The organism is Vreelandella neptunia (assembly GCF_034479615.1).
In the GTDB taxonomy this organism is placed as follows: Bacteria; Pseudomonadota; Gammaproteobacteria; order Pseudomonadales; family Halomonadaceae; genus Vreelandella; species Vreelandella neptunia.
In genome coordinates this window covers 46,905-72,744 of sequence record NZ_CP140255.1, presented here as the reverse complement: position 1 = coordinate 72,744, position 25,840 = coordinate 46,905, and the positions used below count along the sequence as shown (strand labels likewise).

General features: G+C 56.5%; 19 protein-coding genes and 2 pseudogenes. 4 read left to right on the top strand and 17 right to left on the bottom strand.

Annotated elements, in window-relative coordinates:
- Window positions 1-52: 52 nt before the first annotated feature.
- Window positions 53-1,432: an MFS transporter gene (locus SR894_RS00350; protein WP_133733463.1), complete on the bottom strand. Its 1,380-nt coding sequence runs from the start codon at window positions 1,430-1,432 to the stop codon at window positions 53-55.
- 183 nt (window positions 1,433-1,615) lie between these two features.
- Here SR894_RS00350 and uvrA point away from each other — a divergent pair, with 183 nt between their 5' ends.
- Together uvrA and SR894_RS00340 are read left to right on the top strand one after the other, a co-directional pair.
- Complete coding sequence (gene uvrA, locus SR894_RS00345; RefSeq protein ID WP_133733462.1) at window positions 1,616-4,462, top strand: excinuclease ABC subunit UvrA; 2,847 nt, start codon at window positions 1,616-1,618, stop codon at window positions 4,460-4,462.
- Between the two features lie 174 nt (window positions 4,463-4,636).
- Window positions 4,637-5,395, top strand: a complete 759-nt coding sequence (locus SR894_RS00340) for a Crp/Fnr family transcriptional regulator (RefSeq protein ID WP_133733461.1) — start codon at window positions 4,637-4,639, stop codon at window positions 5,393-5,395.
- Between the two features lie 55 nt (window positions 5,396-5,450).
- On the opposite strand, the gene SR894_RS00335 is transcribed toward SR894_RS00340, so the two are convergent.
- Window positions 5,451-6,245: a ribonucleoside-diphosphate reductase gene (locus SR894_RS00335; protein WP_133733460.1), complete on the bottom strand. Its 795-nt coding sequence runs from the start codon at window positions 6,243-6,245 to the stop codon at window positions 5,451-5,453.
- A 56-nt stretch (window positions 6,246-6,301) separates the two neighbouring features.
- Entirely contained in the window at window positions 6,302-8,413 is a 2,112-nt protein-coding gene (locus SR894_RS00330) for an adenosylcobalamin-dependent ribonucleoside-diphosphate reductase (RefSeq protein WP_133733459.1), read from the bottom strand.
- 216 nt (window positions 8,414-8,629) lie between these two features.
- Between SR894_RS00330 and SR894_RS00325 the strand changes: the two genes are divergently transcribed.
- Entirely contained in the window at window positions 8,630-9,223 is a 594-nt protein-coding gene (locus tag SR894_RS00325; RefSeq protein ID WP_133733458.1) for a hypothetical protein, read from the top strand.
- Here the strand turns inward: SR894_RS00325 and SR894_RS00320 are convergent, their stop codons facing one another.
- The 8 genes and pseudogenes from SR894_RS00320 to SR894_RS00285 all read right to left on the bottom strand — a co-directional run.
- A complete protein-coding gene (locus tag SR894_RS00320) occupies window positions 9,224-11,230 on the bottom strand; it encodes a sensor domain-containing diguanylate cyclase (protein WP_246638215.1) in 2,007 nt (668 codons plus the stop codon).
- Window positions 11,231-11,253: 23 nt separating this feature from the next.
- The gene (locus SR894_RS00315; protein ID WP_133733456.1) at window positions 11,254-11,928 is read right to left on the bottom strand and encodes an OmpA/MotB family protein; all 675 of its coding nucleotides are present in this window, start codon (window positions 11,926-11,928) and stop codon (window positions 11,254-11,256) included.
- 5 nt (window positions 11,929-11,933) lie between these two features.
- Window positions 11,934-12,755: a motility protein A gene (locus SR894_RS00310; protein ID WP_133733455.1), complete on the bottom strand. Its 822-nt coding sequence runs from the start codon at window positions 12,753-12,755 to the stop codon at window positions 11,934-11,936.
- A gap of 43 nt (window positions 12,756-12,798) precedes the next feature.
- A complete protein-coding gene (locus SR894_RS00305; protein WP_133733454.1) occupies window positions 12,799-13,500 on the bottom strand; it encodes an RNA polymerase sigma factor FliA in 702 nt (233 codons plus the stop codon).
- A 26-nt stretch (window positions 13,501-13,526) separates the two neighbouring features.
- The gene (locus tag SR894_RS00300; RefSeq protein WP_133733453.1) at window positions 13,527-13,958 is read right to left on the bottom strand and encodes a flagellar protein FlhE; all 432 of its coding nucleotides are present in this window, start codon (window positions 13,956-13,958) and stop codon (window positions 13,527-13,529) included.
- Window positions 13,959-13,983: 25 nt separating this feature from the next.
- Window positions 13,984-14,550: a C15 family peptidase gene (locus SR894_RS00295; protein WP_133733452.1), complete on the bottom strand. Its 567-nt coding sequence runs from the start codon at window positions 14,548-14,550 to the stop codon at window positions 13,984-13,986.
- Window positions 14,547-16,730, bottom strand: coding sequence for a flagellar biosynthesis GTPase FlhF (gene flhF / locus SR894_RS00290; protein ID WP_133733451.1), 2,184 nt, complete (start codon window positions 16,728-16,730; stop codon window positions 14,547-14,549). The genes SR894_RS00295 and flhF overlap by 4 nt, the downstream gene beginning before the upstream one ends.
- A 58-nt stretch (window positions 16,731-16,788) precedes the next feature.
- Window positions 16,789-18,144 (bottom strand): annotated as a pseudogene (locus SR894_RS00285) (FHIPEP family type III secretion protein); the annotation flags it as partial.
- An 87-nt stretch (window positions 18,145-18,231) separates the two neighbouring features.
- Here SR894_RS00285 and SR894_RS00280 point away from each other — a divergent pair.
- Window positions 18,232-19,551, top strand: a complete 1,320-nt coding sequence (locus tag SR894_RS00280; protein WP_031218338.1) for an IS1380 family transposase — start codon at window positions 18,232-18,234, stop codon at window positions 19,549-19,551.
- A 168-nt stretch (window positions 19,552-19,719) separates the two neighbouring features.
- On the opposite strand, the pseudogene SR894_RS00275 reads toward SR894_RS00280, so the two are convergent.
- The 6 genes and pseudogenes from SR894_RS00275 to SR894_RS00250 form a co-directional block, all read right to left on the bottom strand.
- Window positions 19,720-20,454, bottom strand: a pseudogene (locus tag SR894_RS00275) (FHIPEP family type III secretion protein); the annotation flags it as partial.
- Window positions 20,451-21,617 carry a flagellar biosynthesis protein FlhB gene (gene flhB, locus SR894_RS00270; protein ID WP_133733449.1) on the bottom strand — a complete coding sequence of 389 codons (1,167 nt, stop codon included), beginning with the start codon at window positions 21,615-21,617 and terminating at the stop codon, window positions 20,451-20,453. The gene flhB and the pseudogene SR894_RS00275, both read right to left, overlap by 4 nt.
- 104 nt (window positions 21,618-21,721) lie before the next feature.
- On the bottom strand, window positions 21,722-22,417 hold the full coding sequence (gene cheZ / locus SR894_RS00265; RefSeq protein WP_088702022.1) for a protein phosphatase CheZ: 696 nt from the start codon (window positions 22,415-22,417) through the stop codon (window positions 21,722-21,724).
- Window positions 22,418-22,458: 41 nt separating this feature from the next.
- Window positions 22,459-22,848 carry a chemotaxis response regulator CheY gene (cheY, locus tag SR894_RS00260; protein ID WP_133733448.1) on the bottom strand — a complete coding sequence of 130 codons (390 nt, stop codon included), beginning with the start codon at window positions 22,846-22,848 and terminating at the stop codon, window positions 22,459-22,461.
- 100 nt (window positions 22,849-22,948) lie between these two features.
- A complete protein-coding gene (locus SR894_RS00255) occupies window positions 22,949-24,643 on the bottom strand; it encodes a methyl-accepting chemotaxis protein (RefSeq protein WP_133733447.1) in 1,695 nt (564 codons plus the stop codon).
- A gap of 81 nt (window positions 24,644-24,724) precedes the next feature.
- Window positions 24,725-25,786 (bottom strand): protein-glutamate methylesterase/protein-glutamine glutaminase, encoded by a 1,062-nt coding sequence (locus SR894_RS00250; protein WP_133733446.1) that lies wholly within the window; start codon window positions 25,784-25,786, stop codon window positions 24,725-24,727.
- Window positions 25,787-25,840 lie beyond the last annotated feature (54 nt).

The following is a 25,840-nucleotide window of genomic DNA, read 5'->3' as shown; positions in this document are numbered from 1 at the left end:
GTCATGTAAAGTGTATTGCCAACCGCCGCCACACTTCATCGGCAAGGCTGGGTTAAGATTTTGGGGGTGCCATGAGCTTGTTCAATGCCGCCTGATCGAGCTGTTGGCGGTTCACCTTTAGATAGACCAAACGCTCTTCCGGCACCACCATGACGTCTTCCACGCCGACCACTTCGGCTAAATGTTCCATCAACAGGTCGAGCGCATCTGCCTGGGTCTCGTGTAGCGCCACCACTTCGCTAGAGAGTGGGGGCGGCGCGGGCATCCGCCACATGGCGATCCACCAGCATAGCGCAAGCCCAGCACAGCCAATAAAGACTGCGTTGAGGCCGCCGTAGTGAGCCAGCAAGCCACCTAGCGTACCGCCTAAAAAAGCGCCTAAAAATTGGCTGGTGGAGTAGACCCCCATAGCAGTCCCTTTGGCGCCCGCCGGGGCCAACTTACTGAGCATGGAAGGTAGCGTCGCTTCCAGCAAGTTAAAGCCGGTGAAGAACACAAATAGCCATACAAACAGCCAGTAGCTTGGCGAGAGTGGCAACCCCAGTCCGGCTAAACTCATCACAATAGCGCCGATCGCAACCAAGCACATCAAGCGCATGCGCTGCTGCTTCTCTGCCACAATAATCAGCGGTACCATGGCCACAAACGATAGCGCCATAATGCCCAGATACGCCAGCCCGTGATACTCAATCGCCACACCGGCGTTTAACAGGCGAAAAGGTACCGCGACAAATATCGCCATCAGCACTAAGTGCAGGGCAAAAATCGACATATCCAGCCGCCATAAATCGGGACGGGTTATCACGCTTTTAAACTGCTGGCGATCCATCCCCACATCGCGGTGGCGTCGCCGCCGTGGCGCAGCAGGCACCCAGCGCCATAGCACCAGCAGCCCAACCAGCGTTAACAGCGCGGTAAACCAGAACACACCGGCAAGCCCCGCCCAGGCGGCAAGCCATGGCCCTAACACCATGGCAATGGCAAACGACACGCCAATTGAGAGCCCAATGGTCGCCATGGCGGCGGTGCGCACTTCTTCACGGGTTTGATCCGCCAGCAGCGCCATAATCGCCGCGGCCACAGCGCCGCAGCCCTGCAGCGCTCGCCCAGCAATAATGCCGGCAATAGTATCGGAAAGCGCAGCGATCACGCTGCCGAGGGCAAAAATCACCAGCCCTATGGCAATTACCCGTTTGCGGCCAATGCGATCGGAAAGAAGCCCAAACGGAATTTGCAACGTCGCCTGGGTTAAACCATAAATACCCAGCGCCACGCCTACCAATAGCGGGGTCGAGCCCTCAAGGGTGTCGGCATACAGCGCCAACACCGGCAGCACCATAAACAGACCCAGCATGCGCGATGCATAAAGCCCGGCCAATCCACTGATCGCACGACGTTCAGAGGCCAGCAATAGTGCGGAAACCTTGCGCATAATGCCCTTTTATATGGTGGTTAAGCATGTGGTGAGTCAGTGTGAATTGTGACAATCCTCTATTCTAGCGGTTTGGGCTGACGCTGGAAACGTCGCGAGTTGCCGCAGGTTATGAAAGCTGTTTTGCCGGGAGGGGGCTGACAAACGTATAATCGCGCTTTTGCCGCGCGATTCGAGGTGTTGATGGACAGCATTCTGGTCAGGGGTGCCCGCACCCACAACCTCAAGCAGATCGATGTGGAACTGCCCCGTAATAAGCTAATTGTGATTACCGGCCTATCCGGCTCGGGTAAATCGTCGTTAGCGTTCGACACCCTTTACGCCGAGGGGCAACGCCGCTACGTGGAATCGCTCTCCACCTATGCGCGCCAGTTCCTGTCGATGATGGAAAAGCCCGATGTGGATCACATCGAAGGGCTGTCACCTGCGATCTCCATTGAGCAGAAGTCCACTTCCCACAACCCGCGCTCGACCGTGGGCACTATCACCGAAATTTACGACTACCTGCGCCTGCTATTTGCCCGTGCCGGGACGCCCCGATGCCCAGAACATGGCGAAGACTTGGAAGCCCAGACCATCTCGCAGATGGTCGATCAGGTCATGAACCTCGCCGAAGGCACCAAATTGATGCTGCTGGCACCGGTAGTCAAAGGCCGTAAAGGCGAACATTTACAGTTACTGGCCGAGCTGCGTGCCCAGGGCTTTGTGCGCGCTCTGGTCGATGGCCAAGTGCTGGAGCTGGACGACATCGCACCGCTGGATAAGCGCAAAAAACACGATATCAGCGTCGTCGTTGACCGCTTCAAAGTGCGCGACGACCTTGCCCAACGTTTGGCGGAGTCCTTTGAAACCGCGCTGAACCTCGCCGACGGCACCGCCATGATTCACTTTATGGACGGTGAGCGCGAAGACATTGCCTTTTCGTCGCGCTTTGCCTGCCCGGTATGTGGCTACTCGCTGGCGGAGCTAGAGCCGCGGATGTTCTCGTTCAACAACCCGGCGGGCGCCTGCCCCACCTGCGACGGGCTGGGTGTACAGCAGTACTTCGACCCGGACAAGCTCATCAGCCACCCGGAGCTGTCGCTAGCGGAAGGCGTCATAAAAGGCTGGGATCGGCGCAATATCTACTACTTTACCCAGCTCCAGGCGCTGGCCAAGCACTACGGCTTTGAGTTGGAAACCCCCTGGCAAGAGCTCGCTCGCCATGATCGAGAGGTTATCCTCAACGGCAGCGGCGACGAGCAAATCCCGTTTGTCTATGTGGGTGACCGCGGCCGCAAAGTCACCCGCGAGCATGCTTTCGAGGGCGTGCTGCCCAATATGCAGCGCCGCTACCGGGAAACCGAATCCAACATGGTGCGCGATGATCTGGCCAAATACATCGCCGTGCAGCCTTGTGCGACCTGTAGTGGCTCGCGACTACGTAAAGAGTCACGCCATGTTTACGTAGATGATCACAACATCGCCGAGATTGTGCGTTTCCCAATTGGTGAAGCGTGGCGCTATTTTGCCGACCTTACACTGCCGGGTCGTAAAGGCGAGATCGCCGACAAGATCGTCCACGAGATCCATGCCCGACTGGAATTTTTAGTTAACGTGGGGCTGGACTATCTCAACCTGGAGCGCAGCGCCGACACCCTATCCGGTGGTGAAGCCCAGCGTATCCGCTTAGCCAGTCAGATTGGCGCAGGTCTGGTCGGGGTGATGTATATTCTCGATGAGCCGTCGATTGGCTTGCACCAGCGCGACAACGACCGACTGTTGAAAACCCTTGAGCGGCTGCGTGACTTGGGTAATACCGTGATTGTGGTAGAGCACGATGAAGACGCCATTCGCGCCGCAGATCACGTACTGGATATCGGCCCAGGCGCTGGTGTGCATGGTGGTGAAATTGTCGCCCAGGGTACGCCCCAGGACGTAATGGACAACCCTAACTCGCTAACCGGCCAGTATCTTTCCGGCTCACGGGAAATTGCCGTGCCGCCCTACCGCATTCCCGGCAATCCAGAAAAGCAGCTGATCGTGCGTGGGGCTACCGGCAACAACCTGCAGAACGTCACCCTTAGCCTGCCGCTGGGGCTGTTTATCGCCATTACCGGCGTTTCCGGCTCAGGTAAATCGACGCTGATCAACGGCACCTTGATGCCCATTGCGGCTCGCGAATTAAACCGCGCGACGACATTGACCGCCGCGCCCTATGAGAAGATCGAAGGGCTCGACCAGCTCGATAAAGTCATCGATATCGATCAGAGCCCCATTGGCCGCACGCCACGCTCCAACCCGGCCACCTATACGGGTATTTTTACACCGATTCGTGAGCTGTTTGCGGGCACCCAGGAAGCGCGTTCCCGGGGCTATAAGCCCGGTCGTTTTAGCTTTAACGTCAAGGGTGGGCGCTGCGAGGCGTGCCAGGGCGAAGGCATGATCAAGGTAGAGATGCACTTCCTGCCGGATATCTATGTGCCCTGCGATGTATGTAAGGGCAAACGCTACAACCGCGAAACCCTGGATATCCACTATAAAGGTAAAACCATCCACGAAGTGTTGGCAATGACGGTGGAAGACGCGCTGGAATTCTTCAGCCCGGTACCGGCGATTGCCCGTCGTTTGCAAACCTTGCTCGATGTAGGGCTCTCCTATATCCGCCTGGGGCAAAGTGCCACCACCCTTTCCGGCGGCGAAGCCCAGCGGGTTAAACTCGCCCGCGAACTGGCCAAGCGTGATACCGGTAAAACGCTGTATATTTTGGATGAGCCAACCACCGGGCTACACTTTGAAGATATCCGTCAACTACTGACGGTACTTCACCGCCTGCGCGATCACGGCAATACCATCGTGGTCATCGAGCACAACCTGGATGTGATCAAAACCGCCGACTGGATTGTCGATCTTGGCCCCGAAGGGGGCTCTGGGGGCGGTCAGATTATCGCCGAAGGCACGCCGGAACAGATTGCCAAGCAGGATGTGTCGCATACCGGCCGCTTCTTAGCCCCGCTCTTGGCGCGAGGAAAACGCACGGCGAAACGCTAAACGCTGCGGCTCTTTGTTATTCTTTTGAGGAAGGGTGGGCGTCAGCCCACCCTAATACTAAATAGCCATGCTAGTTAGTACCTTTGGGCAACGCAGTAGATGGCTACCTTGTTTATAGTGGTGAGCAGATTATAGTTAGCAGGATTATGCAATCCTCTGCCGGAGGGATAAGCCGTGGGTCAAGAAAGTAGTTGTATTATCAAGCATTTCAATCACTACTGTTCGTTAAGCGACGATGAGAAAAAACTACTCATAACGCTTGAGGAGAGCCCAACCGATATTAAGGCGGGCACACTTCTATGGGAAATAGGTGCACCGGCCAATGAGTTCTGCACGCTGAAAAGTGGCTGGGCCTACTCCTACCGTCATTTGGAAAACGGCGACCGACAGATTCTGGAAGTGTTTCTGCCAGGCGACATTATTGGGCTGCGGGAGTTTGCATTCTCCGAGCGTCTTGAGAATGTGCGCATGATTGATGACGGTGTAATTTGTCATTTCCCGCACAAGCGTATTCTGGAAATATTCCGCCAATCGCTCCCGCTGACGTCAGTGATGTTTGCCATTGGAAGCCGTCAACAGGCATTAATGACCGAGCGATTGGTAACATTAGCAAGACGCAGTGCCCGCCAAAAAATGGCGCACTTCCTTTATGAGATGTATCTAAGGCTGCGACAAACCAACCCGGATATTAGCAACCAGTTCCGCCTGCCGCTTTCCCAGGAGCAGTTGGCCGATGTCCTGGGGCTTAGCCCGGTACACGTTAGCCGCACCTTTACCGCACTGAGCGAAGATGGTCTGGTATTTCGCGATCGTCACCACCTGACAATCCCTGATTTAAAAGCGCTCAGTGTTGAGGGTCAGTTTGACGACTGTTATCTCACCGATAACGTTCGGCCCCTGTTAGGCGAGGCTGAACAAAAAGCCGCGTGCTGACAAGGCACGCGGCGTTACTGCAACGCTAGGTTGTACGGCGGGCATCAAAGCTCGACTATCCACACTTAGACCAGCCGCAGCCTGCATAGCAGGTGGGGCAGCCATCCATCATAATGAGCTCGCCGCGGCACTCGGGGCAGTTACCCACGGTGGCTGGGCCACTGCCCTCAGGCTTTTTTCCCGGCCTTGCCTTATCACCGCCAATAGGCTCTACCGCGCCTGTTTCAACGGGAGCATCATTCGCTTCTTCTTCAGCACCGGGCTGCCAAGCATGGCCGTGAGTCATACGGTGGGCATAACGCTCTACCAGCTTTTCAACCGGCACCTGGTTGCCGTCCCGATCCAGAAAGCCACGGCGATAAAGAATCTGCTGGATTGACCAGGCAATCGCCGCGACTTCCGAATCGTGGAACATTGGCTTGTTCCAGCGGTTCATGCCACAGCGTACCAAGCCTTTATCCCAGGCCACTTTGCGCAGATCCGCCACCGCTTGGGTGACGTAACCGCCGCGGGCCGCCAGCGAGAGGCTGCGCATGGTCGCGGTGATCCACTGGTGCTCGCTTGAGAGCTGTCCTGACGGAAAAAAGAACTCCACCGGGCGCTCAATCACCACGCGCTTACTGCCAATCACGCCCTCTACCGGCATAAACGACACCAGCAAATAGACTTTTTTGCGTCCTTCCGCGCCTACGTATGAAATCTTTTCAGACACGGCTTCCAACGTGCCTTCCGGACGGGAAGGTATACGCACCGTTAGCGGATCTTCATCTTGTAGCTCAGGAACGGGAACGGCCTGCTCCTGCTGCTTGATACGGTAACCAACAATTTTTGAGGTAATTTCTACAGCCATGGTGTTCTCCACTTAGCAAAGGTGTGCGTTTTAAACAGATAGTGCTTAACGCGGCATCACCATTTGCCGTAGGTGCCTTCTTTTAGGCCATCAAAGAGGTTGGCAGCGTTATGCTCTTCACCGTCGTAAATCACCTTCTCATCCCCAGTTAGTTCGAGGGTTTCGCCATTTTCCAGCTCAAACACGTAGGTAGTGTTTTTAAGATCATCCTCGCGCACCAGCACGCCCTGGAAGGCTTCAGGGTTAAAGCGAAAAGTAGTGCAGCCTTTTAAGCGACTTTCATACGCTTGCAGATAGAGATCCTGGAACTGTTCAAAGGGAAACTCGGTAGGCACGTTGACCGTTTTTGAGATCGCTGAATCGACCCAATGTTGAGCCGCGGCCTGAACCGCAACGTGCTGCTCGGGCGAGATTGCATCGGCGGTAACAAAGTAGTCAGGCAGGTCGCTGTCCACCGCGTCAGATGCGATAAAGTGACGGTAGGCGGCCAACTCAAAGGAGACGACTTCGACCTGCTCTTTGGTCTTTTTGCCCGACTGAATAATATTGCGGAAGTAGCGGTGCGAGAAGGAGGGCTCGATACCGTTGGAGGCGTTGTTACCCATTGACAGTGAAATCGTGCCGGTCGGTGCGATCGAGCTGTGATGGGTGAAGCGCGCGCCGTGCTCGGCCAGTTGTGCCACCAACTCCGGCTCAAGCTCGGCCACTTGAGCCATGTACTGACTATAACGGGCGTGCAGGATACGCCCCGGCACCTGATCGCCCACTTCGTAGCCATCTTTGGCCAGTTGAGGCCGCTCGCGCAGCATTTTGGGCGTGATGGTGTGCTCCTGCTCAAGCACCGGCGCCATGCCTTTCTCTTGGGAGAGCTCCAGCGCCTGCTTCCAACCCTCTATCGCTAAGTGACGGCTCACCTCATCGGTGAACACCAGCGACTGCTTAGAGCCGTAAGGGATTTTGAGCATGGTGAGCGTTGACCCTAAGCCCAAAAAGCCCATCCCGTGGCGACGCTTGGCTTCAATTTCACGCTGCTGCTGGGGCAGTGGCAAACCGGCTATCTCGACCACGTTATCGAGCATACGCGTGAAGATCGCGACCACTTTGCAGTAGCGTTCCCAGTCAAAGCACGGCTCGGCGCCGAAGGGGTCAATCACGAACTTGGTTAGGTTGACAGAACCCAGCAGGCAGGCGCCTTCCGGTGGCAGGGGTTGTTCGCCACAGGGATTCGTCGCACGGATATCTTCGCAGAACCAGTTATTGTTCATGCGGTTAACCTGGTCGATCAGGATAAAGCCGGGCTCGGCGTAGTCGTAGGTGGAGGACATGATAGTGTCCCACAACTCCCGCGCTTTAATCACTTCAACAATGCGGCAGGCGACGCGGCCTTCGGCATCAACCGTGTAGCCCTCTTCAATCACCGGCCAGTCCCGGTAGATCAGGTCTTCCGCTTTAACGTCCTCTTTCTCACCGGGGTGTAGCGGAAAGGCCAGCGGCCAGTCGGTATTGTTTTTCACCGCTTCCATAAACTCGTCGGTGATCAGCAAGCTAAGGTTAAACTGGCGCAGACGTCCCGCTTCGCGCTTGGCCTGAATAAACTCGCGTACATCCGGATGCCCCACATCAAAGGTGCCCATCTGAGCGCCGCGGCGGCCACCGGCAGAGGCGACGGTGAAACACATCTTGTCGTAGATATCCATAAACGCCAGCGGGCCGTTAGTGCCCGCGCCAGCGCCGAATACGAACGCACCCTTATGGCGCAGCGTCGAAAAGTCGTAGCCGATACCAGCCCCGGATTTCAGCGTCATACCCGCATCGACCACCGAGTCGAGAATATCGCGCATGGAGTCGCGAATCGTGCGCGAGACGGTGCAATTAATTAGGCTCACCGCTGGCTTGTAAGCTTCAGCCCCCGCGTTGGAAAGAATACGACCGGCAGGAATGGCGCCGTTTTCCAGCGCCCAGCGAAATTTGGGCAACCACTCTTCCGCTTTATCTCCCTCCACCGCTGCCAGGGCGCGAGCGACCCGTTCAAACGTAGCACCGACGTCCTGATCAACGGGTTGGCTATGACGATCCTTGAGACGGTATTTGGCGTCCCAGATCTCCCGTGAGGGGGCCTGCATCGGGACATCATTAGAAGTCTTCATAGCCTTGGTAGCGGTGCTCATGTCGCAAAACTCCTTCACAGCGGGGTGAATTATAGCGCTCAAATAGGGCCATTGTACGTAGCATCGGAGTGAAGTATAGACGTGACTCTCCACTATATGAGGCACTTTTTGTAAAATTTTCTACCATATATAGGAAAATCAGCGCCTTACACTTTTGTCATGTACCAACACGCTATAGACTGTTTTTCCGGTTAATCGTCTAGGAATTTTAATTAGATGTCTCAGATCGTAACGGCTACTCGCACCCTGCATTTTCACTCACCTTCCCTGGTCGCTATGGCAATGGCTATCGCTTTGATGGTCGCAACATCCATGGCTAACGCGACCACGTTTAATACCAACGACGAGGCCACCCACGACCATTGGCAGTCAATGACGCTCTCGCTGGGGGGCGAACGCCACTACCGGGCGGTAGAAACCCACAGCTACTCGGATGCGACGCTGAGCTTGAATGCCACTTCGGGCGTTTGCGATCTACCCTGGCTGGAGATGCGCGTCACCCTTGAGCAGCAGCAGGGAGAGAGTCGTACGGTAAACTTGGTGCCCACTCGGCTGCGCATCGATGAGCGGCCCGTTATCGACACCATGGCGGAATTTATCACTGAGCGCGGCGATGACGGGTTTTATGCCCACTTTTATTTAGGTGACTTGGACTCACTAATGGCCGACATGCGCCAGGGAGAGCAGCTATTTCTCGGCTTCGACCAGGAAGAGCGCGAGCCGTGGTATATGACCTTTAGCCTAAAAGGCGCCGACGCAGCGATCAACCGGATGCTCACCCAATGTGAAAGTAGTGGCCCCAAGGTTTGATTAAAGCAGCACCGCAGGCTGAGGCGCCCTTTCAACGCGGTTGCGTCCGCCATGTTTAGCGCGGTACATGGCGTCATCAGCCCGGGAGATAATGGTTTTACAGCTGTCACCCGGTTGCCAAACGGCGACACCGATACTCACCGTAACCGTTTGCTCGAGCCCCTCTATATGAAGCTCTGCTACCAGCGAGCGCAGCCGCTCGGCCAGACCAATGGCGGCATCAACATCGGAATGAGTCGCCAGCACAATAAACTCTTCGCCTCCCCAGCGCCCCAGATGGTCACAGCCACGCAGCGAGCTTTCCACTAATCGCGCCAGGGCCACCAGCACATCGTCACCCACGCTATGGCCGTGAGCATCGTTGATCTGCTTAAAGTTATCCACATCGAACAGTAGCAAGGCAAAGGCGGCCGCGTAACGCTTGGCAGCCACTAGCTCTGCATTGATCGCTTCTTCAATGCGGTAACGGTTCCATACCTTGGTTAAGGGATCAAAATGTGCTAGTTGCTCGAGACGCTGGTTGGCTTCGGCAAGGGCTTTGCGCTCATGCTCCAAGTGCATATTCAGTGAGCTAATTTCATAGGCTGAAATCGCCAGCGTCAGGTCTTCACCCAAGTCTACCGCTGCTAAGCGCTCTACCCGCAGCCACGCTTCACTCTTACCGACGACCTCTTCAGACCAGGCGACCGATGGGGCCAATATCACGGCCGGTTTAGGGCTGGTGGTGGGCTGCATCGCCCAATACAGCGTTTCCACCTGCTCAGGACGAAAAAAAATCAGCCAGGCACGCTGAGTCGAACTCATCGGCAGCGGCACCGCTAGCGCCCCGCACTGCTCGGGCATGGCTAGCGAAGCGGTTAACGTCTCTTTGGTGATTTCGCGCGTGCACCAAGGGCCGCTATGCACATGGGCTCTTTCAAGACGCAGCACAAATTGGCTAATCGCTTCTGGGGCTGGCGTCACGCCCGCTTGATAAGCGCCCCCATTCACCCACAGCACTACGCCATGGGCGCGAAACAGCTTCATCCAGATAGCCGCCTGTTCATGAAGTAGCTGCTGGGGGCTTTGCGGCTCGCTGCGCGCTCGCGCACTGAGCACCAGACTATCCTGAACCCGCTGCAGGTAGCGGGCTTCTTGACGCGCCCGCAGCAACAGCATGCGCTGGGTGGCCATTTGCACCAGGGTGCGAACGGCATCACGCACGAGGGGCTCAACTGAGTGCGGTGCTGGCGAATGGCAAAACACGAGCCCCCATAAGCCAGTATCCCCCTGCATAGCCAAACTGAATGACCCACGCACTCCCAGTCGGCTTAAATAGCGCTGCCGCTCCGGGGCAGGCGCGCGTAAAAAACTGCCGCTAAGGCTTGCTCCCGAGTGGGCGGGCTCCAGCGTTTCAGGCGACGCATCGACGTCTTCAATTAACCGCATAGGGTAGTGTTGGTAACTTTTGCGCAGGGCAACTGGGAAGTCGCTTGAGGGAAAGCGCTGCCCCAACAGCGAGGGCAGCTGCTTTCCAAGCGCCTCGGCGACCATCAAACCATGCCAATCGCTGTCAAAATGGCATACGGTGACCCGATCATGACCGGTAAGCTGTTGAATAGCGTTAACCAAGCAGTCGAGTAGCTCTTCCTGATGGGTCGCTTCAGCTAAATGCATCAAGCGCTCATTTACCGTACCCAGCAGGCGGCGTCTAACCAGGGGGTTAAGTGGCTCGATCTCGACGATGACCTGCTCACCCGCTCGGTAAGCGTGGAGTTGAAAACGCGCATTGTTGTGCTTGGAACGAATAAACACTAGCGGGCCGGGGAGCCGCTGCCGCCCCTGCAGTTCACGACGCATACGTTGGCTTAGCCGTTTTCCCAGCGCGCAGGCAAGAGTAAGCGACCCATTTTCAGGGCGCTCAATACCGGTCAAGCGAGTTAAGTTGGTGCTACTGGCTTGAATGCGCCGACAATCGGCATCTAAAACCAGCAGAGCGCCAAACGACTGCAACCGCGGGTGGTACATGGACACAAACGTGGCCTCGCAATCTATTCACCCTCGACCTGCTGCCTTAGCAACAGCTCTACGCGACGGTTGGCAGCTCGGCCCTCCGCAGTTGCGTTCGGTTCCATGGGTTGGGTGTCGGCATAACCGACGGCCCGCATACGAGAGATATTGAACCCTTGGCGCTCTAAATGCCTCACCACAGCGATAGCCCGCGCTGATGAAAGCTCCCAATTAGAGGGGAAGCGGGCCGTTGCGATAGGTACGCTGTCGGTGTGGCCTTCTACCGAAATCTGACCGTCAAAACGGGTCAGCACATCGATAAGGCTTTCTACCACATCTTGCCCACGAGCAGTCAGTACAGCTTGGCCGCTGGGAAATAAAAGGCTGGTATCAATGCGTAGTGTGACCCCTTCACTCCCTTGCGAAACGCTGACACCAGGGATGTCGAGCCCGTCAAACTGCGGCTGAATGCCTGAATGGCGAGGCTGAATGCCGGTGGCAAGCGACGCCAGCGGCAGTGATGATACAGCGCTGGCTGAACGCATGAAAGCAGTATCAGCCGCCTCACCGCCGCCCGGCGGTGTCAGTGAAAGCAACAGCACAAAAAGCGTGATGAGCAGCGTCAGCACATCCAAATAGCTGGTAAGCCAACCATCATCTCCATCGCCTGGCGACGGCGTCATTTCCAGTGCGTGGCGTGTATCACGGTCAAGCATCTGGCCTACCCCTTCGTCGCCGAACTAACCGACGAATCAGGCCTGGGTTTGACGCTGTTATCACGAATCTCATCGTGGTAATTAGCCACAAAGGAGTTGAGGGTCTCTTCAATAAACGACGGCAGACGGCGCTTGGTAATCAGGGAAATACCTTCCAGCACCATGTTCATGGTAATCAGTCGATCTTCGGTGCGGCGCTCTAGCTTCACCGCAATAGGCTTAAACACCAAGTTGGCGAGTAAAATACCGTAGAAGGTAGTGAGCAGAGCCACTGCCATGCGCGGGCCAATGACCTGCAGGTCGCCAGCGTCCATGACTTCCAGCATGTTGACCAGCCCCACCAGGGTGCCGATCATGCCAAACGCGGGGGCATAGGTGGCCATAGTGCGAAATATTTGTGCTTCAGCATGCTCCCGCGCTTTAAGGCGAGCAATGCGCCAGCGCAGCATGTCAAAAATCTCATCCTCTTTGGTATTCGCAATCACCAGTTGGATCCCGGTACGTAAAAACGGGTTGCGGGTATGCTCCAACTCGCGCTCGACCGCACGCACATCGCCTTTAAACCACAGTCGCGACATATCGACCAATTCGCGGATATCGTCACGCATGTAGGTGTTTTCACGCCGGAACACCAAGCCCACCAGCCGTACGACGCGGAGTACCTCTTTCAGCGGATAGCTAATAAAGGTCGCCGCTAGTGTACCCGTCACCACGATGGCCAACCCCGGAAAATTGATAAAGCTCTCTGGGGACTCTGCAGTGAAAAACAGCACGCTCACCAACAGCAGGATGCTGGCAAATATGCCTATCAGCGTCGAAGGATTCATCCACGGCTCCTTGCCGGTCACAAGTGAGTAAAAAACGTTGGCGTTATGCCGAGTCGTGTAAACGCGCGCGTAAACGACTCACGGCTTGGCTGTGCAGTTGAGAAACGCGTGATTCCGTTACGCCCAACACAGCTCCGACTTCCTTGAGGTTGAGCTCTTCTTGGTAATAAAGCGCCATTAGCAGCTTTTCACGCTCTGGAAGCGCTTCAATAGCGTCAATCAACGTTTGCCGCTGCTGACCATCAAGCAACTGCTCGAACGGTGAATTGCCCAGCTCATTATTTATCGGCTCGCCGCCTTCGGCCACCAGCTCTTCAAACGGCAACAGTTGGCCGCTGTTAGTGTCATTGAGCAACTGCTGATACTCGCTCAACGGCATCTCGAGGTGTTGAGCAATTTCGTTCTCTTCCGGGGCTCGCCCCAGCAGTTGCTCTAATTGGCGAACGGCGCCCTCAACCGCACGCGCCGAACGGCGAACGCTGCGGGGCAGCCAGTCGCGGGTGCGTAACTCATCCATCATTGCGCCGCGAATACGTTGACTGGCGAAGGTCGCGAACGTTGCCCCCTGGGTGGCATCAAAACGGCCCAGCGCTTCCAGCAGCCCCACCATTCCAGCCTGAATAAGGTCGTCGAGCTCAATACTTGCTGGCAACCGAACCTGTAGCGTCAAGGCCTGACGTCGCACCAGTGGCATGTATTGCGTCAACAGCTCATTTTGTTTGATTCTGCCCTGTGCTGTGTACATATTCTCGCCTCGCGGCTATCCAGCCTTCACTGATAGTTCACAATCAATTGTAACCCTTGCACACGAACAGGCCGTTGGCCTGGGCGTAAGGCGAAGCGAAAATGCAATGGCGCATCGGCGGCTCGCCCCACTAATGCGGTGGTAGAACCACGCATACCGGTTAATGCAACGCACTGCTCAGGATGACATAGCCAAGCGTTTAATAGCGCGCCGGGGGAGTGTTGAAACTGCCAATGAATGCGCCCAAGCTGAGCCGACTGCACGTTGTTAGCGGCAGTTGGCGGGGTAGCCGCTTGGCTAGCGCTTGCCCGATCACCCATCGCCACCATTAGCCCAGGTATCTGGCTGCTCCAACTACCCGGCGCCGCCTGAGCACTCCCCGTTAACCCTGTTAGTAGCCAACCTGCCACTAGTACTAAGATCAGTGGCAGTTTCCCTCTTAATAGCCAGCTTAGCATGCTTAGTCTCCTCGGCAGAGTGGGCTCATCGTGCAAGTACCAGTAACTCCATATTTAAGTAGTAATCAGCGGCCTCGCGCAAGTTATCGAGCAACCCCTGGCGCGGCAAGTGGGGCTCGTGGAGCGCCAGCAAACGACGCGGCCCGCCACGCTCATGTAGCAGGCGCAAGGTACGGAACATGGCTGCGAAAGTATCGGCATCGCTACTGATCCATAGCGCCCAACGATTATATTGATCGCGTAGCTGAGCAAGGTCGGACGTTTCCGCCATGACGATACGAATATCCCAATCATCAGGATCCCCGGCCCAACTTCTACCTAGCGTTGACCACTGCCCCAGTCGCGCTTTGACCTTGCTTACCTGGGCCGCACCACTACCGGGTAGCCCGACCACAATAAGCGGAATTTTGGGCTTGGGCGGAGCCACCGTCGTTGGCTCTTCCGCCGCCGCTACCGTTGGCGATAATAAGGGTGAGGTGTGTTCGGACACAGGCTCTGCCGCCGCGACATCAACAGCACCCTCAGTCTGCTGCTGTTGGCGCTGTAGATTTGCCCACTTGCGCAGTCCCGCGGCTTGATCTTGTTCGCTCACGCCACGCCCTCTCGACTAACACTGCCCATTTGGCGAATCGCATCCCGCGCCATAAAGGCATAGACCAGCGCATCGAGCATACCGGTGTCACGGCGACGGCGGCTGGTACCTAATAGGTTGAGCAGATCACCACGCAGCGTCTGCGCCTCTTCATCATCAGCGACATCGAGATGTCCGGCGACTGACGCCACACCGCTGGCCATTAACAGGCGAACTTCAGCATTTAGGTCGCCACTATCAGCCTCTTTTAACTGCTGCCAAGCGCGCCGCGTCAAGGCGGCCAGGCTTTCGCTTTGCAGTTGGGTTAACAGGAGGGAGAGCACTTCTGCCCCTAAGCGAGCCGGGGTAAGCCAGTAGCGGCGCACCACCACTTTGGCGCTTTCCGGATCGCGCACCTCCCCGTACCAGGCGAGCAGGGCACAGCCGCTGGCATCCTCAACTTCGGCGTAGGCAGTCCAAAGCTGCACCGATTGACCACGAAAACGCACACCCACATGGTGGGTTAGCACACTGTCATTAAACAGCTGGCGAACCGTCTGGCGCTCGTGGTGAAAGAGTACTCGATGATTGGGGGCTACTTGGCTGACCCAGGTCAAGTGCTCGGCTTCCAGCCACGCGAGTGCATCCGATTCGGGAAAGCGCGGTAGTAGGTGTACCGCGACGCCGTTTGATGAAGTCAAGGCAGCTAAGCGCGGCTGCCACCCCGCGGGGTGGCGATGCTGTAGCCAGGGAAGCGCCAGCCATGCGCCATCAGTGTCCAGACCAATGTCCGGCATTGCCCAATCGCAGCCGCGTTCGTTACGCCGCGCGAACCACGCCATACCTAAAGTAGTTTCCGCCGCGGGATAGCCGGCGAGCAGTGCATCCAAACGCTCTTCCTGCACACGGCTTGGTAGAGCGGCTAAGTTCCAGAGCTCTTCTAAATCCGCAAATCCTGTCACGCGCTGGCGCAGGCGTGCCAATAGCGACGACAAACGACGCCCTTGGCCCAATACATCCCGGGACCAGCGCGGCATCCCTGTCGGAGTGTCTGCGCTTTGCAACCGTTCACGCTGAGGGGTCGCCGTGCTCAGCGCTTGATCCACTAACGCGGCAGGAGCGGCAATCGCCATATCTTCGGGCACCTGCTGCCCATTTGAACCAAACAGCACGCGCATGCCGTGACGCATAATAATGTCTAACACCGGCGCCAGACGGCCCGCCTCATCCTGCTTGGTAATAATGCAGTCATCTAACTCTGCGCCCGCCGCGCGCGCGGCCTGACGGTAGCGCAACACGACTTCCTCGAGGGTTTCCGGTTGACTGGCGGCATTGAGCAGCAGTACCAAACGTACCTGCGAGCGTCCACCCTGAAGGTGAGCAATCTGTTCGATCACCCGCTGGTCACGCTGACTCATACCCACGGTGTCGATAATCACCCACTGCTTGCCCTGCAGGCGGCCCAGCAAGTCGTCGATGGGTTGCTCGGCGTCAAGCGCGTACATCGGGGTATCCAGCAGGCGCGCATAGATGCGCAGCTGCTCGTGGGCACCAATCCGGAAGCTATCGGTGGTGACCAGCGCCACCGGGCGCGTACCGTGACGCATCACAAAACGAGCGGCTAGCTTGGCGGTAGTGGTGGTTTTACCCACCCCCGTGGGCCCCACCAGGGCGACAATACCAGTTTGATCAAAAAAACTTGCTTCATCGTTCAGCACGCAGAGGCGATCCATTAACTGCTGACGCAGCCATTGCAGCGGCGCTTCGCTATCGCCGTCTAACTTGGTTAGCGGCGCTGGCATTCCCGCAAGCAGCTCATCGGCGAGCTCACCGCTAAAGCCGACGTTCCATAGCAGTTGGCGAAGTCGCGCCGCCGTTCCAGTGAGCGTTGCTGGCGCTGTTGAAGCAGCATGGTTTGACTGGCTGTTTGCCAGCAGTGCTCGCATATCCTGCATTTCGCGCAGTAAGCGCTCGCTCATCGCCTGCATAGGGTCTTGCGGTGGAGGCGATGGTGGCGTTTCGGGGGCGGCGGGTTCAGGTGAAGGTTCAAAGTGGTCAATGGCTTCGTCCGCCATGGCCAAAATTTCAACGCCCCCTTCGGTACGCCGATTAGCCACAATCAAGGCGTCTTCACCGAGCGTTTCGCGCACTTGGCGCATCACATCACGACTGTTGGCTCCCACGAAACGTCTAACGCTCATGATTTACCCTTGCCTATTCTGGAAATGGTCGACGCTAGCCTATCACGGCGTGTCATCATTAACGTCCGCCGACTATTGTGGTCACTCTTAATGTGCGGTCATCGGGAATTTCAGCCTGGGACAGCACTGACATATGGCGTAGACGTCGGCGTAAGAATCGGGACAGTACCGCTCGCAGCGAGTGCTGCACAACCAGCACCGGCGGCTCGCCTGAGCTTTCGTGACGTTCCAGCGCCTGCTGGGCCTGAGTCATCAGCGTTTCTGCCAACCCTGGCTCCATGGCGCCGTTGCCATTCATGGCCTGAACCAGCACTTGTTCCAACTGGGCATCCAGTCCCATGACATTAAGCGTCTCTTGCCCCGCAAACCACTGCTGGACGATGGCGCGCCCCAGCGAAACACGCACCAGCGCCGTCAGCTCGTTAGGATCTTTTTGCTGGGTGGCGTACTCCGCCAGGGTATCGAGAATAGTGCGCATGTCGCGGATAGAGACATCTTCATCAAGCAGGTTTTGCAAGATACGCTGCAAAACCGTCAATGAAATCGCTTTCGGGATCACCTCTTCTACCAACGCTTTCTGCTCATCGCCCATTTTATCCAGCAGTTTCTGGACTTCCTGTCGACCCAGCATCTCGGGCGAATGACGGTGCAACAGGTGGTTCAAGTGGGTCGCTATGACGGTACTGGCATCCACGACGGTGTAGCCATACACCTGAGCATGCTCACGCTGGTTGCTATCAATCCAGACAGCGGGCAAACCAAAGGCGGGATCTTGGGTTTGGGTGCCCTGCAGCTCGCCCGATACCTGCCCCGGATTGATCGCCAGCCATTTACCCGGCTGTGCCTCAGCGCGGCCAATCTCGGCACCTTTCATGGAGAGTACATAGGCGTTGGGCGGCAGCTCCAAATTATCGCGGATATGCACCACCGGCGGCAGGAAACCCACTTCCTGGGCAAACTTTTTACGCACGCTTTTAATCCGCCCAAGCAGCTCGCCTTTTTGACGCGAGTCGACCAGCGGTATTAAGCGATGCCCCACTTCCAGACCGAGGGTATCGACCAATTGCACATCTTCCCAGCTCGCTTCAGGGGTCTCTTGTAACGGTACAGGCGCAGTCGCAATTTCCTCCTTGACCAACAACTGCTCTTTTTGGCGCATAATAAACCACGCCAAACCCGCTAGCAGCGCGGTAAAGAGTAGAAATACTAAATTGGGCATGCCGGGCACCATGCCCAATAGCCCCATCACTATGGCGGCCAATATCAGTACCTGGGGATTTACGAACAGTTGGCTGAGCATTTGCTGGCCAATGTCCTCGTCTGTATCGGTACTCACCCGAGAAACCGTGACACCCGCTGCGGTCGAGATCACCAGAGCCGGAATTTGCGCCACCAGACCGTCGCCGATCGCTAGCCTGGATATTGCATAAGACATGAAAAAGGCGGCTGAAAATCGGTTATAATTCAAGCTCCTACACAAGAACCAACCGCCTCAGCCGCCATGACAAAATGTACCACGCCGTCCGCTTCCTTTCCACGCTGCAAAGGCCGTCAGGTCATCGCCCGTTTCGATGGCGGTGATCTCACTTCCGACGGCGGTATCCTGCTGCTGCGGCAGCTCGATCGCGAGATGGGCCTGACCCGCGCCGTCGCTCGCCGGCTCAGCGACGAGCGCGACGCTCAGCGCTGCCTGCATCGCACCGAAACCCTGGTCCGGCAGCGCGTGTTCGGCCTGGCGCTGGGCTATGAGGATCTCAATGACCACCAGGCCCTGCGTCACGATATCGCCCTGCAGACCGCCGTCGATACCGATGGCGTGCTGGCCAGTCAGTCCACCTTGTGCCGCTTCGAGCAGCAAGCCGACCGGGACTGGGCGATCACCATCCACGAAGAGATGATCGAGCAGTTCATCCGCTCGTTCCGGCGGCCACCCAAGAAACCGCTCTACCTCGACTTCGATGCCACCGACGATCGGGTGCATGGCCAGCAGCTCGGGCGGCACTTCAACGGCTACTACAACCACTACATCTTCCTGCCGCTGTTCGTATTCTGTGGCGACCAGCTGCTGGTCAGCTATCTGCGTCCGGCCTCGCTGGATGCCGCTCACCACGCCGGTGCCATCCTCGCCCTGTTGGTCCGGCGGCTGCGCCAGGCGTGGCCTGAGGTGAAGATCGTCTTCCGAGGCGACAGCGGCTTCTGCCGTCCACTGATCCTCAACTGGTGTGACCGCCACGGCGTCGATTACATCATCGGCCTCGCCGGCAACAAGCGCTTGGCCAAGCTGGCTCTGAACATCGACTACGCGTCGGCCATCCGCTTCGAGAAGACCTGGGAGAAGGAGCGTGTCTTCGGCTTCATCGAGTACGCTGCCAAGAGCTGGAAGGAGCGTCGACGAAAGGTCATCGTCAAGTCCGAGACCAGCCGGCGTGGCTTCAACACCCGCTATGTGGTCACCAGCCTGCGCGGCTGCAGCGCCGAGTGGCTCTATGACCACCGCTACTGTGCTCGGGGCGAGATGGAGAACCGTATCAAGGAGCAGCAGTTCCTGTTCTCCGACCGCACCAGCTGCCACGAATGGTGGCCCAACCAGTACCGACTGCTGCTGTCGGGGTTGGCCTACCTGCTGCTGGAGCGGCTGCGCCGGGTCTACCTCAAGCGCACCGCCTTCGCCCAGGCCCAGGTCAACACCCTCCGCCTGAAGCTGCTGAAGATCGGCGCTGTCATCACCCGCAACACGCGCACGATTCGGCTGATGTTGAGCAGCCAGTACCCGGAGCAGGACCTCTTCCTGAAGCTGGCCAGCAAGCTGGTGCCGGGATAGCGCCGCGGCGTGCTGTCCCCGGCACAGAAAACACATGGGGGTAGGGGGAAATGCGCCTTGAGCTCAGGAAATTGATCAATATATAGCCAACTTCCAGCTCTGGGCGGCATCATCGCCACCAAACCTGGCATTTGGGTGCTGCTGACCAACCCGATGCAACATCCGGGCTAGCAGCATATAGGTCTGGCCAGCAGCGCCAAAGCTCATATCGTGCTGCAACATACCAATCAACAGCCCACCGATAATATTGACCACCATAATTACCAAACCGGCAATGGCATCACCACGGACAAACTTACTTGCGCCGTCCATGGAACCAAAGAAATCAGCTTCTTGAGCGACTTCCGCGCGTCGCTTTTTGGCGTCTTCCTCGCCAATTAAGCCAGCGTTCAGATCGGCATCGATGGCCATCTGCTTACCGGGCATTGCATCCAGGGTAAAGCGCGCACCGACTTCGGCAATACGGCCAGCACCTTTGGTGATAACCATAAAGTTGATGATGACGAGAATCAGGAAAACCACTAGGCCTACAGCGAAATTACCGCCGACCAGGAATGCCCCGAACGCTTCAATGACCTTACCCGCCGACGCACCGCCCTGGTGACCCTCCATGAGCACCACCCGAGTGGAAGCCACATTGAGCGACAGACGCAGCAGCGTGGTAAACAGCAACACAGCTGGGAACGCCGCAAAATCCAGCGGCTTCTGTGTAAACATGCTAACCATTAACACCATAATGGCCAGCGCGATATTAAAGGTGAAGAGTAAATCCAGGGCAAAGGGAGGCAAGGGCACAATCATCATGCCCAAAATCATTAGGATGAGCAGCGGCCCGACCAGCAGCTTCATGCGCACATCACCCATCCAGTCGCGCCTACCTACTAGCTGACTCAAGCCTTTCATGGTTGCGCCTCATTACCACCGGCGCCATGCCCGGGGCTTTCCATCTCCGGTGGTACCGGCAGGTTATCGGGGGTTGGGGGCACCTCGCCTCCTTGTTTTGCTACTTGCTTGAGGCGATAGGCCCAGGCCATTACTTCCGCCACAGCGGTATACAGTTCAGCCGGCACCTCCGCCTCTAGATCCACGTGATGATACAGGGCACGCGCCAATGGTGCTGCCTCCAATCGTGGCACGCCAGCCTCTTCGCCGATTTCGCGAATGCGCGCAGCCACTGCGTCGGCGCCTTTTGCCACCAACCGTGGCGCCCCCATACTGCCTTCCTGATAAGTCAGCGCTATCGCGTAGTGCGTGGGGTTGGTAATGATAACGTCTGCCTGGGGCACTTTGCTCATCATCCTGCCCCGCGCCATGATCTGCTGCTGCTGGCGAATGCGCGCTTTCACATGGGGGTCGCCTTCAGACTCTTTGTGCTCACGCTTGATCTCTTCCTGACTCATGCGCAGCTTTTTAGCATTGTCCCAGAGCTGGAAAGGGACATCGATCAAAATGACCACGATCAACACCAGCACCATGAGCCCAGCGGCCTGAGCCGCCATGGTGAGAGCGTTGGTCAGCGCTTGCTGGATAGGCTGATCCATTAGCGCCATAAATTTGCCGATGTTGAAATACAAAAATGTCGCGGCGACGCCCCCTACCAGAACCGACTTGGCGATCGCTTTTGCCAACTCGATCAATGCCTGGGTGGAGAAGATGCGCTTTACGCCCTTAATAGGGTTTAGCTTGGAAAACTTGGGCTGCATCGATTTAGCCGATATCAGCCAGCCTCCCATCAATCCAGGGGCGACTAATGCAATAATTACTAGCAGTAAAAACAGCGGCATCATGGCAAATAGCGTTCGCTGGCCAAGATCCAGGGCATTGACCAACATCGGAGTACTTTCCATTGCCTGGCGGCGCTCAAACAAGAAAGCCTGCTCCATCACCGCGCCCAACTGGTCGTAGAGCATTTTGCCCATACTGTAAAGGCCAATCACCCCGCCCAACAGCAGCAAAAATGTATTTAACTCCCGGGAACGGGCAACCTGGCCCTCTTCACGGGCTTTCTCTTTTCGCCTGGGCGTGGCCTCTTCGGTCTTTTCCTGGTCGCTATCGTTATCTGCCATGCGGGTATCCGGCCAGGTGAAGCGAAGCTTAACACGTATTCAGCCGTCCATAGGGACGGCTGAATAGCGTGCTTGCGTGCCCAGAGGGCGTGTAATAACGCGCTTTAAAAGCCTAATTCATCCAACAAGTCGTCTACTTGATCTTGCCCAGAGACGGTATCAGGAACATTATCCTTCACTTGTGGGCCATTCAAAAGGTCTTCGTTGCGCCGTGCATTGTCGCTTTTCCACTGATCCTCGGCCTTGCGCTGCAGCGTTTCTCGTGCATGGGCACCCGGCGCGTTATCGATAAGCACCTGAACCAGCTGATGCTCAATCTCATGGATCACGTCCATCATCTTCTTAATCACCTGGCCGGTCAGGTCTTGAAAGTCCTGGGCCATCATGATTTCCATCAGTTCTTTGTTAGTGGCTGAAACCACATCGGGCACGTCGCTGAGATAAGTACGCGTCTCGACGACGAGCGCCTTGGCCTCATCCAGCTCTTTCGGCGCTTCAAACCACTCGGCCCAGCGCTTATCCAGCGCCTCGGCTCGATCCGACAATTGATCCTGCAGCGGCTGAGCACGGTCAACGGCATTGAGCGCTCGATCTGCTGCCTGCTCCGTCATGGTGGCGACATAGTGCAAGCGGTCGCGTGCGTCGGGGATGGCTTCGGCCGCTTTCTCAATCTCTTTATCAAGACCTAGTTCACGCATGTTCTCGCGCAACATGCGCGTCAACTTCCCAATGCGATGAATTAAGTCTTCAGCGGCTTGCTCAGACGATTGGGCAGAATCAGACTGCTCATTCTGGCTCATAATGGTGTCTCCTCGTTAACTAAGCACATAGGCTCAGTCGCTCACATACCCAGTTTGTCGAAGATTTTGTTGAGCTTCTCTTCCAGGGTAGCGGCAGTGAACGGCTTGACGACATAGCCATTAGCACCCGCCTGAGCAGCCGCTATAATGTTCTCTTTCTTCGCTTCTGCGGTCACCATCAGTACTGGGAGGTCTTTCAAGGCGTCATCCTGTCGGATCTCCTTGAGCATCTCCAAGCCGTCCAGGTTCGGCATATTCCAATCAGAAACGACGAACTCAAACTTGCCGGAGCGCAGTTTATTGAGCGCATCTTGGCCATCTTCAGCTTCATCCACGTTGGTGAAGCCCAGCTCCTTAAGCAGGCTACGCACAATCCGACGCATGGTAGGAAAGTCGTCTACAACCAGGAAACTCATATTCTTATCTGCCATGGGTCATCCTCTAATCAATCGGTATATGGCACGGGAGTGACTGAAAAGCACAGTCAGGGATTTAAAACTGTTTCTTAAGCGCTATTCCTAAAACTCGTCCTTAAAACTCTTCCCACTCTTCGTGGTCGCTGCGTTTGGCGGCAGGTCGACTCGTTTGCGGCTGGTCGACCTTGGGGGCAGGCATGGCACTCGCTGTTGGCGAGACGGAGGGCAGCACCTGATGTGACGCACCTTGCATACCTAACAATTTAAACACGGCGACTGCTTGCTCCAAACGGTTGGCCTGTTCCTCAAGGGAGGCGGCTGCCGCAGAGGCTTGCTGTACTAGCGCAGCGTTTTGCTGAGTGACTTGATCCATCTGGCCCACGGCCTGACTCACCTGCTCAATACCATCACTCTGCTCTTGGGAGGCGGCGGAAATTTCATCCATAATATCAGTTACGCGGCGCACCGCAGTCACCACATCCGACATCGTGGTGCCAGCCTGCTCGACCAGGGTAGAGCCTTGCTGAATCTGCGACACCGAGGCCTCAATCAGGTTTTTAATCTCTTTAGCCGCATCTGCGCTACGGCTGGCCAAATTGCGCACTTCCCCAGCTACGACGGCAAAGCCTCGACCTTGCTCGCCAGCACGGGCGGCTTCTACCGATGCATTGAGCGCCAGGATGTTGGTTTGAAAGGCAATCGAATCAATAACGCTGGTAATGTCGGCGACTTTTTTCGAGCTCGTGGAAATACCGTGCATCGTCTGCACCACCTGCTCCACCACTTGCCCACCGCGCTCGGCCGTAGTGGAGGCGTCTGCGGCCAATGTACTGGCTTGGCGGGCATTGTCGGCATTCTGTTTTACTGTCGCGGTCATCTCTTCCATGCTGGCAGCGGTTTGTTGAATCGATGCGGCCTGCTGTTCCGTGCGCGATGAAAGATCAGCGTTACCGCTGGCAATCTCTCGGGTGCCGTGGTGGATTTCGTTACTGCCTTCGCGTACGCGACTAACAATATTGGTGAGGTTCTGCTGCATGGTGCCCATAGCGCCAAACAGACGACCAATTTCGTTTTTACCCGCTTCGGGCAGCGGATCGGTTAGATCGGCCTCGGCAATCGCATCCAGGCGTTGAATGGCACCTCTTAGCGGCGCAATCACTGTACGGCGTAAACCAAAGTAAATAATCAGAGTCATCACCAGAGCAAAGAGCACCGCTACCGCTTTGATAATATTGAACAGATTACTCTGAGCTTCAGAGTCCTCTCGAATGGTGTCTACCCGCTGGAAGCCATAATCGACAAATGCGGTCATGCTTTCGTTCAAACTAAGCAGCGGCCCCTCCAACTCCTCACGCAAGGTGTTGTAGCGGGTTAGATTCATAGATTCGAAGGTTTCATGCTGCTGTTTAACCAACGCCATGACAGTATTAAAATCTTCAATCAAGGCGTTTGCCAATGCCTCGCCTTGGGGGGAGAATGTGTTTGCAGCGAAGCGCTCAAAACGCTGTTCAGAACGCTCTATGCGATTGGCCGCTATATCCACCTGCTCATTAGACTGACGGGTCTGGCCCACCATGAGGTAGTTGGAAGCCGTTTCCATCGCCAGCATGGCTTGGTTCAGCAGCGAGTCGGCGCGGTTAATCTCATTGAGCTGTTCGCTGCTAATGTTGTTAAGTACATCAATATTATTTTGTGCATCACGGTCAGCTACAACACCCAAACCCGCAATCACCAAAATCAGCACGCCAAAGCAGCTAAGTGCCGTGACCACAGCGGCGTGAATACTCAAATTGCGCAGTAAACGACTCATTGGCGATCCCCTTGCGAGCTTATTAAGTTTTTATGCTTAGTTCTTATACCAAGTCACTTATAATAATGCGTATCAATCTCACTAAACACGTTGAGCTCTACCCGATGCAGCGATCAGCGCCATCATTCGCGTGGGAACATCGTCCAAAGCCACCACTTCCACCGCGCCACCCATCGCGATGGCTTCTCGCGGCATACCGAAAACCACGCAGGTCTGCTCATTTTGAGCGATGGTGGGCGCACCCGCTTGGCGCATTTCAAGCAGTCCGGCAGCGCCATCCTTTCCCATACCGGTAAGAATCACGCCAATGGAGTTTTTACCTGCGTGCTGAGCCGCTGAGTGGAAAAGCACGTCTACCGATGGGCGATGGCGGTTTACCGGCGGGCCGTCATCTAATCGCGCCACATAGTTAGCGCCGCTACGTGCCAACTTGAGGTGCTGATCCCCCGGTGCGATATAAGCGTGCCCGGGTAGAATCCGCTCGCCATCGGTGGCTTCTTTAACCGTAATCCGACACAGCCGGTCTAGACGTTCGGCAAACGAGCGGGTAAAACCGCCAGGCATATGCTGGGTAATCAATATCGCCGGGGCATTTGCCGGTAATGGCTCTAGCACCGCCCGAATCGCTTCAGTGCCGCCAGTGGACGCGCCGATAATGATCAACTTTTCGCTTGATACCAGCGGCGCCTTCAAGGCCGCTGGCGGCGGCGTGTTTTTATGCCGCGCCTGGCGGGGACGTGAGCGTGCCGCGGCACGAAGTTTTTCGGCAATTTCGTCGGCGTACTCCATCATCCCATTGCGGATTCCCAGACTCGGCTTGGCGACAAAGTCCAGCGCACCGAGCTCAAGCGCACGTAGGGTGATTTCCGAACCGCTTTGGGTTAGCGACGACACCATTAACACCGGCATAGGACGCAAGCGCATTAAACGCTCGAGAAAATCCAAGCCGTCCATACGTGGCATTTCCACATCAAGGGTTAACACATCAGGATTGTGCTGCTTGATCAAATCCCTGGCGGCAATAGGATCAGGCGCTACCGCAACGACTTCCATATCGGGCTGGGAATTAATAATTTCTGTTAACAAATCGCGAATTAGCGCCGAATCATCGACACACAATACTTTGATTTTGGCTGCGCTCAAAGCACGCCTCCTCTTGCTGTAGACGCCTGATGTGTGATTGCAACCGCCGGAGCC